Origin of the sequence: Brevibacillus brevis (assembly GCF_031583145.1) — a bacterium.
GTDB classification, from domain to species: domain Bacteria; phylum Bacillota; class Bacilli; order Brevibacillales; family Brevibacillaceae; genus Brevibacillus; species Brevibacillus brevis_E.
In genome coordinates this window covers 5,430,935-5,442,944 of record NZ_CP134050.1, presented here as the reverse complement: position 1 = coordinate 5,442,944, position 12,010 = coordinate 5,430,935, and the positions used below count along the sequence as shown (strand labels likewise).

Sequence of the window (12,010 nt, the reverse complement as noted above, 5' to 3'; positions counted from 1 at the left end):
GCAATCACTGATTATTCCAAAGAGTAGAGTCACTAGTTTTCTTCGGTTTATCTCGGAGGATACGTATAAAGGGCAAGTGGATAATCCGTTGAGTTTGAATAGGTACATCTATACGCACAATAATCCACTTAAGTTTATTGACCCAAGTGGTCATATGCCTGTATGGTCTCTTAATTTAATCTCAGCCACCTATAACTCAGGTGTCGTTGCAGATTGGGAAGCATCAATGATGGTTTTTGGTGGAAATACTGCCCTTGGAAACGGAAAACATACGTCTCTATATACTCCGTTCCATGAGATTGCACAAATTAACGTAGCGAAAAAATTATATGAAATGACTGGTCTACAGCCTGAGTTAGAGAAAAGTTTAGAAACGGGCGAAACAGAGTTTTTCGGGTTACTGAAGAAGAAATATGAAGCCGATATTGTCTTGGGAAATCAGGTATGGGAAGTTAAGCCTTTGAATGGACAAGACCCTAAACCGCAACTCGAATTATATAAAAAAATTGGAGGATTGATAGAAGGGAAGAAGTTAAATACAATCTCAGGTATAACTGTTTTCGACCAGATAAACAAAGGGGAAGCACGGTATTCTATGTATGTCCAAAACGATGATGGTACGAGAAAGGCATTGACTACTGTTGGTGCGGCAATCGTAATTGCTAAAGGGCTTGCTAAGATGACACCTTTGGGTAAGCGTTTATCGCCAGGATATTAAAGGGGGGGGTTACTTTGAGCAAATGGGATGATATTGAAAAAATCTATAATTCTCCAGAATTTGTTGTAAAAACAGGAACAGTAGTTAAAATCAGCGTAGAGTTGGATAACGAGTTAGATGAATATGATAGGGAAAATCTCCCTACTATTATCGACACGTGGACATTTCCGAAGAATGATAAGGATATCAGACCTTTTATGTTACAGAACTTTTCATTCGTTGAGAAATCTTTTGAGGCTGAGATTAAATACAAGAAAAAGGATAAAGAAATTGACGAATTGAAATTACTTTGTCAAGATTTACTTGATTTCTTTAACTATTACAACGTCCACATGACAAAATGGGAATGTGCTCTTTTAGCTGAATAGCGTTACCAACGGAAACCCAGACGAGTAATCAACTACTCATCTGGGTTTTCTTTTTGCCTATTAAGTCCAATTGGGCGGCGATAAATATAGACCCCACCCAGTGCCGAATAAAACGCTTTATCTCCCAAAAGACAACTTAACCCTCGTAATACCCATACAAAGTTTCTTTGAAATATGAAGGGGATGGCTGGGCTATTAAGATTCCTGTTACATTGAATGGCAAGCAGGATGTTATTTCTCTTAGAGTAATGAATCCAAGTAAACATAATGATAATTATTGGAGGCTATCAATAGGTTCAAAAGGAACAGTAGATATCAATGGGAATTTTTCAAATGAGATTAAGCCAACGCACATTAACATTACAGAAAACTCATTTGACGATATCTCACGGATTATTGAGAGATTTATTAATCCATAGAGTGAGGATGTGTTAACCCTTGTCAAAATTTGAAGATATGATAGGGATGCTGTGGGGTTGTAGAGTCTATGACTATAATGTTGACATGCTTCAGCACAGGATTTATTTAGATGTAGTTAGAAATTACGATGGAACAGAGGAAAAGTTTGAAGTAGTTTTCAAAAATGTTCTCTCATTCGTTTGGATTAACGATTGTGGAGAAACACGAAAAATTCTTTCAGAGTGGGAGTTTCTTGACCTAGTCTCGTTTGACACTGTCAGCGATACGGCTATACGTATTATTGGAGATGAATTTGCTTCCCAGTATTGTGCAACTCCAAATATATGCATTGAGATTTGGAACTCAATTCTGTTGATTGAAGCTGAGAAGGTAAGTATCGGAAATCAAGAGTTTGTTTTGAAGTAGTGCAACTTATTCCATACCCCAAGCGAGTAATCAACAACTCGTCTGGGGTATTTTTTTCTTGTGTCCGACCTCGAAAGAGGGGGGCAATAGAAATAACCCCACCCAGTGCCGAATGAACCGACTTATCTCCAAATAGGCAGCATAACCCTTGTAAAATTTTAAAAAAATCCGCCCATTTGTTCTGATAGCGTATTTTCCAGATAAATGTAAGGAGTAAAGGGCGATTTAGGGAGAACTGAAGTCTGTTCTCTTCTCTAGATTTACCCCTTACCCCCTATCTAGGCCCCCTCAATAGCTCCCCAAAACACCGCCGCAACAAAAATACCCCATTTCGTATCTCATCCGGCTCCAGATGGCCGTAGCCAAACAACAGCTTATTGGTGTGTTCTCCCTTGCGGATGCTATGGGCTTCCACGGGTGTGACGCGAATCCGGTTGCGTTTGCACGTCTCCACAAACGCTTCGTCAAACGACATCCCGAAAAACTCCACGGCAAGATGCAGTCCCGCCGCGTCTCCCCAGCAGCGCCATGTGTCCTGAAAGTTGTCCCGCAGGGCGTCGAGCAGAGCTTGGCGGCGCTCTTTGTACAGCTTTCTCATCTTCCCGATATGTCTGTCAAACTTTCTAGTATGCAAAAGCTCAGCCAAAGCCGCCTGTTCAAAAGGCGGGTTTTGGACGTCCGAGTGAGTGCGCAACTGGCGCCAGCGTTTGTGCAGCTTGGCGGGGAGGATGACATAGCCGATGCGAAGCGCCGGGAACAGCACTTTGCTGAATGTGCCGACGTAAACGACCCGCTCGGGATCCAGGGCATGCAGCGGGGCGACCGGGTCGCCGTAATAGCGGAATTCGCTGTCGTAATCGTCTTCGACTATGTAGCAGTTTGTCTCCCTGGCATAGCGGATCAAGGCAGCGCGGCGGCTGGCGGGCAAAATCCCGCCGAGCGGAAATTGGTGCGAGGGCGTCACGTAGACCGCGCAAGCCTGCTTTCCGTTCAGGCATTCCGTCCGCAGCCCGTGCTCATCTGCCGGAATAGGGGAAAGCGGGTACCCTCTGTGCAGAAACGTATGGTACATCCCGCGGTTGCAAGGGTCCTCGACCAAAATCTCCTTTCCTTCCTCATACAGCAAGTCGGCCGCCAAATGCAGGGCATGGGTGGCCCCGGACGTAATGAAGATGTTCTCCGGATCGACGGAAAGCCCCTTGCTGCGAAAAAGCCATGCGGCAATTTCCTCGCGAAGTTTCGGCAGTCCGGCAGGTCCAGTGTAGCCAAAGAGGTGCGGCGGCATTTCTTGCATGGCCTTTTGTACGGTTTGCTGCCACAGGTAGCGCGGGAATCTCCGCAAATCCGGCTGGCCGGTCTGGAAATCGGCTAACAGGGCAACGGAGGTTTTCTCGGGCTTTGGCAGCTCTTCGCTTGGTTTTCTCTCCAGGAATACGCCTTCCGCCACCCGCGTCGCCGCTCCCTGGCGGCTTTGGACAAAGCCTTCCGCGATCAGCATCTCGTAGGCTTCGTTCACCGTGTTGCGGGACACCTTCAGTTCGCCGGCCAGCTCGCGGGTGGAAGGCAGCGCTTCTCCGGCTTCCAGCCTGCCGCTCACAATCCGATCCCTCAGCTCTTGGTAAAGCTGACGTTTCAACGGAACCTCGCTTTGCCTGTGCAGTTCAATCCCCCACATTTGGCCCTCCCACTGGTCTGTATGAATTCAAGCTGAACTGGCACTTTCTCCATACCAGTTTTTTCAATACGATTGTAGCATGATTTTCGATCCTGCACATGGATCGTATGCGAAGGATGTGGATCGCTTGGAACGGATGAAAGGAATGCTGTACCTGGCTGGCGCGTTTTCTCTTGCGGGTTCCTCTGTTATTGCGGCACGGTTCGTTCACGACAAAATGGGGGTATTCACCATCTCAGCTGTCAGCTTGCTTTTCGCACTTGTGTGCTTGGTGCCGCTCGGGGGAAGAGAGCTCGTGCGGACGATCCGGCGCTGCACAGCCAGAGACTGGATTTTCCTGTGCGTGCAGGCGCTGTTTGGCGTCTTTCTGTTTCGTCTGTTTTTGCTTTTCGGCCTCTCCCGGACAAGCGCCGGAGAAGCGGGAATCTTGACGGGAGCAACGCCGGCCGTTACCGTTCTGCTCGCCTTGCTTCTATTGAAAGAGACGGTTAATCGCGCTGCGGCGCTTGGCATCCTCAGTACCGTCGGCGGGGTTCTGCTCATACAGGGATTGCTTACACCTGAATCAGGGAATGCTTTCTCCTTCTCTCATCTTTGGGGGAATGCACTGGTGCTCTGTGCCGCCATAAGCGAATCGCTGTTCAACATCTTTTCGCGCCGAGCCGCTGTCCAAACGGAAGGCTCATCTGCGGGACCGCTTGACCCGATTGCACAAACGGCGATTGTCTCCGCTCTGGCTCTGATACTCTGCGTGGTTCCGGCGCTTTTTGAGAATCCCTTATCCGCTCTGGCTGCCATCGGGTGGAGTGAATGGCTGGCACTGGTGTGGTACGGACCGTTTGTGACGGCTCTCGCTTTCATTTTTTGGTACGCCGGGATCAAAAGATGTGATGCATCCACTGCTGCCGCTTTGTCGGGCATGATGCCGTTTACAGCCTTGCTGCTGTCTGTCGCGGTATTGGGAGAGGTAGCTGGATGGCAGCAATGGACGGGAGGGCTGCTGGTCGTCCTCGGAATGGTTTTGATCGGGGGGAAACAACGCCTCGTTCGGAAGGTGAAACAGGCAGGGAGTTTTTGAGAAGGAAGGAACGGCACAAAGACGAAGGAATGCCCAGACAACCCTTTACACAACCTGACACTCCCATCCATTTTCCCTCTGAAATCGCCATCCGGTTTATACTTAAGCCAAGCGAAACAAAGAAACAGAGAAGAGACAAAAAGAAAAGAGCCGCCCGAGCAGACCGGGTGGCTCTTTCTGTTAGGCGGCAGCTTCCGGCGAGCAGGGACCCAAGGCAGAAAGCCCACAACCATTTGCGAGTTCAAGGCAAAAGTCCACTCGCTCCCTGCTCGGCGGATGCAAGTCAACCGCTGCTACACGCAACACCCAATCTCAAGACTGGCAAGGAGGTGGTTGCCTGTGAAGTCAAGACTTCCCGAACTGGAGAAAGGTAGGTGCAAAGCGGCATGGAGCCTGAAATCTCCGTCGTCGTCGACCTGGTAGAGGAAGCGTATCCGGGACTGGCGACATTGGCAAATATGCAGGAGTGGCTTGAGCATCGGTTCGAAGCGCCCGTCGCCATTGTGACGACGCAGGGCGCGGGTGAGGTGCAGAGCAGCCTGACATCCTACCAGGTCGAGGCGGATGCTGTCATCGTCCTGCAGTTTCCCCTTAGCGAGGGGATTTACCAGCCGCTGTCCGCTGAGCCGCTGCGGCAGCTGCTGCGCCAAAAGCAGTACAGCTACCGGGGGAAGACGGCGGACATCTGCATCGAGGTGGACAGCGCTACCTTTCGGATCTGGCGTGACAAGAAGGACCGGCTGGAAATGACGTTCCGGTTCACGTACCACGTGCCCGTTCCGCGGGAGAGCGGGGAAAAGCTGAACGCGTTTGACATTCAGGAGGCGCCGTGAAGAGCGGCGGCAGAAAGTCAGTGTATGTGCGCGTGATTGACGTCCTGACCAACACAAAAAGAGCACCGCGGACACTCGGACGATGACAGTCTGAGGACGAGGGGCTCTTTTTCGTTGAGGCAGGGGCGAAACAAAACCAAGAAAAAACAAAGGCGGGAGAAACGAATGACCATTCATCGGGAGAGACCGGGAGTCACGGTCGAATTGATTGCAAAAGCAAAAGAACGCGTAGAAGCGAAGAGCGGTGTCGTGCTGGTGCCGTATCAAGCGGAGTGGGGAGCGCCGGATACGCTGGTGCGGCTCTCGAGCTACGATGAGCGTCTGGCGGAAACCTTCGGGGAAGTGGACGCCATCGAGCTGGCGGCGGAGGGCGGCGCGACCGTCCTCGGTTATCGGGTGACCAACGGGGCGGCTGCAGCAGCCTCCTACGAGCAGCCGGACGCGTTCCGGGTCGAAGCGCTGTACCCGGGCCTGCGCGGCAACGATCTGAAAATCGCCGTCATTTCCTCGGCGTCCGAGCCGGGCAAAAAGGAGCTGCAGGTGCAAGGGCCGATTCGCACCGAGAAGTACTCGTTTGCCAATGCGGACGAGCTGGCAGCGAAGACGAACCAATCCATTTACGTGCGCGTGAAAAAACTCGGCGACGCGGCGATTTCCCTGATGCCGGAAATTGCGCTGGCCGGCGGCACGAGCGGGGCCCCTGCATGGAGCGCTTCCGACGCGACGAAGCTGTTTGCGGCTGTATCCGGTGCCGACTTCGACACGATGTACCTCCCGTTTGACGATGTGGCGGTACAAGCGGCGGCGAAGCAGTTCATGAATGACCGCCGGACGCAGAACAAAAAGCTGAGCACGCTGGTCATCGGGGGCAAAAGCGCCGACGATGACAACATGGACAAGCATGTGGAGCGCTCCGTCGCGCAAAACGCACGTTATGTGGTGAACTGCGCGATCGCGGGCGAGCACAACAACGGCAAGACGTACGGCAGTCTGGAATGGGCAGCGTGGGTGGCCGGGATGATCGCGGCGACGCCTGCGCACGAGTCGCTGACAGCCGTCGTGGTTCCATTGAAAAAAGCGCTGAAGGATTGGGGACACACCGAGATTTTGCGCGCACTCGGGACTGGCACCCTGATTGCGACGCGAGACGGCGGCGTGTACATCATCGAGAGCGCCGTCAACACGCTGGCCGTCGTGGGCACCGGCGAACGCGAGGACTACGGAAAAATCCGGGTCAGCATGACGCTCGATCAGATCGTCAACGACATCAGCCAGGTCGGCAAGAAGTACAAGGGTAAGCTGAGCAACAACGATTTGGGCGGCGCTGTCTTTGTTTCGGCGGTCCATGCCTACATGACGGTCCGCGAGCAGCAGGGCGCCATCGATTCGGGTTGGACGTTTGCGGATCTCAAAAACGGTGTAGGGGACCGCAGGGGCTTCCTTCTGTCCGCCAAGCCGCTGGATGCCATCGAATACTTTGACATTGACTGGGAGGTGCTGTAAATGGCGATTGCACGCGATATCAAACTGAAAAACTGCCAAATTTACGACGAAAACGGGGATCCGATCTACGGGACGCTGGAAGGGAAAATGACCCTCAAGGTGGAGTACGGCGACACGAATCGTCTGCAAAAAGGAAAAATCCAGACCGTCAACGACTGGCACGTGGAGGTCACGCTCAAGATCACGGCCACCAACGCGGCCCTCAAATACTACTGCGTGGAGCAGCTGACAAGCGGCAAGACGCCGATGCTGCCTTTCCTGATCGGGGAGACGCTGGACAAGGAAGGCGGCAACTCCGAGCGCGTGCGCATTTCCAACATCGTGCTCAATCCGGAAGAGATCACCCTGTGGGAAGCCAAGGCGGACGGAACCGACCACGCGACGTACGACCTGAAAGGGATTTCCATCGACAAGCCGGATTATTTGGACGAACTGCCTGCGTACATCGAATAAGGGGGAAAAAGCGAAATGAACAAGCTGGAGAAATATTTGGCGAAGGCCCAGGAGCCAGCGCCGCGCAAAGAAATCGAGGTCGTCATCGACGGGGATGTGTGGAAGGTCCGCCAATTGAATCTGTCCGAGCTGCGCGACTGCGAGCGCATGGCGGACAAGGGGGACAAGACCGATTGGTTCCTGTACAACGACGCGCGTCTGGTGAAAGCGACCGAGCACGATTTTCCATGGAATCAGGAGGAGCTGAAAAAAGCCTACAAGGTCGGAAGCAAGTACGAGCTGGTGGAGAAGATTTTCCGCGACAACCCGGAAGGCTACACGCAGCTGCTTCAGGCCGTCCGCCAGGTCAACGCCGGCCAGTCTGAGGAGGAAGCCATCGAAGAAGCAAAAAACTGATCCGATCTGACGGGGAAGCCTGGCATCTTTGCCGGGCCTTTTTGAAAGGCCGCGGGCTGCCGTCGGATCTGTTGGAGTACGAAGTCGATCGGTACAAGCAAAAGCTGTTCCTGTTTGCGTGCCAGATCATCGAATCGGAGGAGGAAAACGCTAGAGGCTGAGCCTCTGGCTTTTCCGGTACCCGGCTTGTGCTTCGCTATTTATGTTTGGAAAGACAGGGGGTGAATGGGACGTGTTTTTTTCAGAAAAAGACCAGCTCCAGGCTGTACGCAAGGAAGTCCGTAAGCTGTCTGCGGAAGCGGGAAGATTCTCGGGCACGCTGGGGACAGCCGGAAGGTCGATGCAGAAAATGACCAGAGAGTTCGCCAGCGGGATGGAGCAGATGCAGCTGCAGGTCCGAAAGATGCGCGAGGAGATGAATCAGCTCGGACAAGAAATGCCATCGAGGATGGAGCGGTTTGGTACCTTTCTGGACAAACTCGGAGCCGTGAGTCAACAGGTAACGAGTATTAGCTCGCAGCTTTCGAAGTTAGCCCTGGGGACCACCTGGAGTGCAACTGTGGATGAGGGGAAGGCAGCCGCCAGAGAGCGCGCATTGTATGCTGCCAAGGGAAAGACCAATGAAGAAATGAGACGTTTCGACGAGCTCACCAGTCGCTTGGCCACCGTGAATCCGTACTTGAACAAATCGCAAGTGATGGCGCTTGTTTCCAAAAGTGAACAGGTGAATCCCAAGCACGCGGAAGCCTACGCGGAGCAGGCGACCAAACTGAGCCTCACGACGAAGTACGGGCCAGAGGAGCACCTGAAAATGATGGCGGCCCTGCGGCAAAGCACCGGGATTGATGATGCGGCGCGGCTGGCTAATTCGATTCAGTACATGAGCAACCACGCAGGAGACTTGAACGGCAAGTTCGTGGATGCCGTCGTCGAGTTCAGTGCCCAAAACGGCAAGCTGTTGGACACGCCCGAAAAAATGGCGACGATGGTCAGCGAGATCGGCAAACTGGGTATCTGGAACGATGACAAGGCGTTTAGTGCGCTGCGGGAGAGCACGCTCAAGTTCGCCGACCAAGGGGAGCTCACAAAGCTGCTCCAGACGCAGTACGAATCGCAGGGCAAGGGAGCAAAATCCGCTTCCCTGGCAAAAGAAGAGGCGGCGAAAATTACGGGAGCGCTGGCATCTGGCGACCAGGACGAGCAGCGAATCGCGCTCGGGAAACTGATGATGTCCATCGCTACGATGCAGGACAAAGCCGCTCAGCAAAAGGTGCTGCAAAGCCTGGGAGGCAATGCTGGGAAAGACCTGGGGTCCCAGTTCCCGCACCTCTTGGAGACGGCGGGGAAAATCGCGACCGGGGAAACGCGGACTCAGGTGGGGAACGAGGTCGACAAGTCCTACGAGGCGGCTACTCGGGAAAATGCGTATTATGATCAGATGGTGGAGCAAGCGAAAGCCAAGCAGGAAGTGATGGAGGCATCGGCTTTCTTTGCCAAGGATACATCCGGTTTTTATGAGGGTATTTCACAGGCCATGGCATCATTAATCCGCACATTTAATGAGGCGAATGTCTCAGTGAAATCTTTCATTGATGATCTTATCATTGCTGGCACCATCGTGATAGGCATGGCGAAAGCAGCACAGATGGTTCCGCTTGGCAGAGACCTATGGGATGCCTCGCGAAAATTGTTCCAAGGAAAGAGGCAAGGCCCAGCAGGGGGCACCGTTCCCGATCACGATTCGGGTGGTGCAAAATCCGATGGCGGTAAATCAGGAGGTCCTCATCAAACCGCTGCTGACCTTTCCGAGTCGAACGCCAAAGATTCCAGATCGGCTACCGCGAAAGAAATGGCCAAGGATCAGGGAGCCGGAAAGAGCGCAGCTGCTCATACCGAAAGCAAAGGTTCTGGGCACACAGTCGATGGATTTGCATCCCGCCAATTTAGCGGATTTTCTCCTGGAGGCAGCAGCCATTCCGGCATTCCCGGGGGTGCCGGTCTCAAAGGAGCGAAAACGCTGCTGCGGAAGGTTCCGTTGCTGGGTACGGTATTGGGCGCGGCTGAATGGCTGCAGTCCGACAACAAGCTGGAGAAAGCGGGGCAGCTCGGCGCCGAGGCGCTGGGCAGCTGGGGCGGAGCGGCGGCAGGAGCTGCGGCCGGTGCGGCCATCGGCTCCGTGGTCCCGATCATCGGTACGGCTGCGGGCGGTGTCATCGGCGGTCTGATCGGCGGATTCGGCGGCTCGATGCTCGGCAGTGCAGCTTTTGACGGAATCAAGTCATGGTGGCAGGGGGGCTCGGAAGCACCGGTTACGGGGGTGCGAAAGCCGCTTGAGGCGGAGGAGCGTCAGGCGATTCGCCAAACGATGCCGAGCGGTCCTCCTGTACCGGGCAGCTCGCCTGCGTCCGCTGTACGAGCACAGCCGTCCTCCGTCTCCATCACCATTCCGCAAATCACGATTCCCCTGCACGCGGAAGGGGTCTTGCAGGACATCCCGACCATGCTGAAGATGCTCGGAGATCCGTCCGTCGCGCAAAAGATCAAGAGCATCATCGAGAAATCGCTCCTGGACGCATTGGAAACGAGAGGAGGTGTGCCGGTATGATCCGGATGCAAGGCAAATACAGGCTGACGTTCCCCGTTACCCCTGGGGAAATCCAGTTTCGCGGGTACGGGAACGATACGGAAAGTACGACATCCATCACGCTGCTGACCGGGAACCGGATTTCCGGAAGGCGCCCCAAATCGATCGCCTTCGATTTCTTTTTGCCGGGAGACATTTTCGCGCCGTACATCGAGGTCCAGGGCTACCAAGGGCCTCGCTCCTGGCTGGCCGGGCTGGATCGATTGACCGGCTCCGAGGTGCTGCTGACGATCGAGGAGCTGGATCTCGCCTGGAACGTCCTCGTCGGGCCGTGCGACGGCAAGTTCAGCGGCAAGCACGCCGACTTTCACGGTACCATCGAGCTGCCGCTGTTTGTCCGCGACGAGTTCGTCAGCTGGAGCAACCAGACGCAGCTGTTGAGTCCGGGGACGGTCATCGCCAAGCAGCAGTCTGCGCGTCCCAACACGACCGGCAAGAAGGCCAGGAAGCCTTCCCCGCCGCAGGGGACGAGCGCTTCTCCCGGCGGAGACAAGCAGCAGAAGGAAAAGCGTGACTTGATCCGCGAAAAGCTGGAGCACGCCCACGGGATGAGGTGATGGAATGCGAGTCATTTACGGCAAAGAGCATATCCGCTACGATCTGACACCGGCCGTGCTGGAGCTCTCTTGGTCATCGTCCCGGGGCCAGCTCGCCCAGACGTGCGACGTTCGCATCGAGGAACCCCCGCCGCTGCAATCGGCGGGTTTTTTCATGCTCTTTTCGGGAGTCGAGCTGTTGGAAGCGCAGCAGTTTTTTCACGGACCGCTCGTTCAGATGAGCCGGGACGACAAAACCGGCGACGTGACAGGCACCGCCTATGAGCTCGGGTGGTATTTGCAAAAGAACGAGGTCTCCCGCCTCAAGCTCAACGGCGATGTCGGGACCGAGCTGGGGCGCATCATCAGCGCTTCGGGGATTCGTTTCAGCTGTCCGCCGTTCGGATTTTCCTCCAAGGAAAGGCTTCCGGCCCAGTCCTACGCTTCGCTCTTTACTTCCCTGACCGAGCAGGCCTATGAGAAAACGGGGGTGCGCTACTTTGTTCAGTACCAGCGCGACAAATTGACGGTTGTGCGCGAAGGCGGGAACAGCGTCATCCCGATGTTCAAGGCGAGCATGCTGGAGAGCAGCTCCACGGGGGAAAGCATCGAGGAAGTGTATACGGTCGTGACGGTAGAGCGGTACAAGGATGATCAGGTAGCGAGCAGCGTGTCGAAGGCAAACGACAGCCTGATCAAAACCATCGGGCGCATGCAAAAGGTCATCGATGCCGGCGAAGAGACAAATCTTTCTTCGCTGGCAGCCAAGCAGCTGTCCGAGCTGTCGCGCATACCGCGGACGCGCTCGATTACGGTGCGTCACGACGACGGACAGGCCGCACGCCTGCGGGCCGGCTGGATGATCAAAATCTTGGAGAAAGACAACCGGACGATCAGCGACTGGATCGTCACGAGCTGCCAGGCGCGCTGGAAGGGCGGCTGGTACACGATGGATTTGCAACTGGAGAGGAGGACGTAAGC

General features: G+C 54.4%; 11 protein-coding genes and 1 pseudogene. 11 read left to right on the top strand and 1 reads right to left on the bottom strand.

What is annotated here, in order from left to right; translation table 11 throughout:
- Positions 1-43 precede the first annotated feature (43 nt).
- From RGB73_RS30705 to RGB73_RS26925, 3 genes and pseudogenes are all read left to right on the top strand, one after another.
- Positions 44-154 (top strand): annotated as a pseudogene (locus tag RGB73_RS30705) (RHS repeat-associated core domain-containing protein); the annotation flags it as partial.
- Between the two features lie 578 nt (positions 155-732).
- Positions 733-1,086: a hypothetical protein gene (locus RGB73_RS26930; RefSeq protein WP_310766215.1), complete on the top strand. Its 354-nt coding sequence runs from the start codon at positions 733-735 to the stop codon at positions 1,084-1,086.
- Positions 1,087-1,524: 438 nt separating this feature from the next.
- Positions 1,525-1,911 carry a YxiG family protein gene (locus RGB73_RS26925; protein WP_310766214.1) on the top strand — a complete coding sequence of 129 codons (387 nt, stop codon included), beginning with the start codon at positions 1,525-1,527 and terminating at the stop codon, positions 1,909-1,911.
- 274 nt (positions 1,912-2,185) lie between these two features.
- Here the strand turns inward: RGB73_RS26925 and pdxR are convergent, their stop codons facing one another.
- Entirely contained in the window at positions 2,186-3,586 is a 1,401-nt protein-coding gene (gene pdxR / locus RGB73_RS26920; RefSeq protein WP_310766213.1) for a MocR-like pyridoxine biosynthesis transcription factor PdxR, read from the bottom strand.
- A gap of 136 nt (positions 3,587-3,722) precedes the next feature.
- On the opposite strand from pdxR, the gene RGB73_RS26915 reads away from it, so the two are divergent.
- The 8 genes from RGB73_RS26915 to RGB73_RS26880 all read left to right on the top strand — a co-directional run bounded on the left by RGB73_RS26915 (position 3,723) and on the right by RGB73_RS26880 (position 12,008).
- Positions 3,723-4,664, top strand: a complete 942-nt coding sequence (locus RGB73_RS26915) for a DMT family transporter (RefSeq protein WP_310774564.1) — start codon at positions 3,723-3,725, stop codon at positions 4,662-4,664.
- A 374-nt stretch (positions 4,665-5,038) separates the two neighbouring features.
- Positions 5,039-5,497: a hypothetical protein gene (locus RGB73_RS26910; protein ID WP_310766212.1), complete on the top strand. Its 459-nt coding sequence runs from the start codon at positions 5,039-5,041 to the stop codon at positions 5,495-5,497.
- 165 nt (positions 5,498-5,662) lie between these two features.
- A complete protein-coding gene (locus RGB73_RS26905) occupies positions 5,663-7,000 on the top strand; it encodes a phage tail sheath subtilisin-like domain-containing protein (RefSeq protein ID WP_310766211.1) in 1,338 nt (445 codons plus the stop codon).
- Complete coding sequence (locus tag RGB73_RS26900; protein ID WP_310766210.1) at positions 7,001-7,453, top strand: hypothetical protein; 453 nt, start codon at positions 7,001-7,003, stop codon at positions 7,451-7,453.
- 15 nt (positions 7,454-7,468) lie between these two features.
- Complete coding sequence (locus RGB73_RS26895) at positions 7,469-7,849, top strand: phage tail assembly chaperone (RefSeq protein ID WP_310766209.1); 381 nt, start codon at positions 7,469-7,471, stop codon at positions 7,847-7,849.
- 232 nt (positions 7,850-8,081) lie between these two features.
- Positions 8,082-10,454 carry a hypothetical protein gene (locus tag RGB73_RS26890; RefSeq protein ID WP_310766208.1) on the top strand — a complete coding sequence of 791 codons (2,373 nt, stop codon included), beginning with the start codon at positions 8,082-8,084 and terminating at the stop codon, positions 10,452-10,454.
- Positions 10,451-11,050: a hypothetical protein gene (locus RGB73_RS26885; RefSeq protein WP_310766207.1), complete on the top strand. Its 600-nt coding sequence runs from the start codon at positions 10,451-10,453 to the stop codon at positions 11,048-11,050. The genes RGB73_RS26890 and RGB73_RS26885 overlap by 4 nt, the downstream gene beginning before the upstream one ends.
- Before the next feature lie 4 nt (positions 11,051-11,054).
- Positions 11,055-12,008 (top strand): XkdQ/YqbQ family protein, encoded by a 954-nt coding sequence (locus RGB73_RS26880; RefSeq protein WP_310766206.1) that lies wholly within the window; start codon positions 11,055-11,057, stop codon positions 12,006-12,008.
- Positions 12,009-12,010 lie beyond the last annotated feature (2 nt).

Excerpts from the sequence above, each read along its gene's own strand:
- RGB73_RS26905 (WP_310766211.1), top strand. The coding sequence starts at position 5,663 with ATGACCATTCATCGGGAGAGACCGGGAGTCACGGTCGAATTGATTGCA.
- RGB73_RS26900 (WP_310766210.1), top strand. The coding sequence starts at position 7,001 with ATGGCGATTGCACGCGATATCAAACTGAAAAACTGCCAAATTTACGAC.
- RGB73_RS26880 (WP_310766206.1), top strand. The coding sequence starts at position 11,055 with ATGCGAGTCATTTACGGCAAAGAGCATATCCGCTACGATCTGACACCG.
- RGB73_RS26885 (WP_310766207.1), top strand. The coding sequence starts at position 10,451 with ATGATCCGGATGCAAGGCAAATACAGGCTGACGTTCCCCGTTACCCCT.
- RGB73_RS26915 (WP_310774564.1), top strand. The coding sequence starts at position 3,723 with ATGAAAGGAATGCTGTACCTGGCTGGCGCGTTTTCTCTTGCGGGTTCC.
- pdxR (WP_310766213.1), bottom strand. The coding sequence starts at position 3,586 with ATGTGGGGGATTGAACTGCACAGGCAAAGCGAGGTTCCGTTGAAACGT.
- RGB73_RS26895 (WP_310766209.1), top strand. The coding sequence starts at position 7,469 with ATGAACAAGCTGGAGAAATATTTGGCGAAGGCCCAGGAGCCAGCGCCG.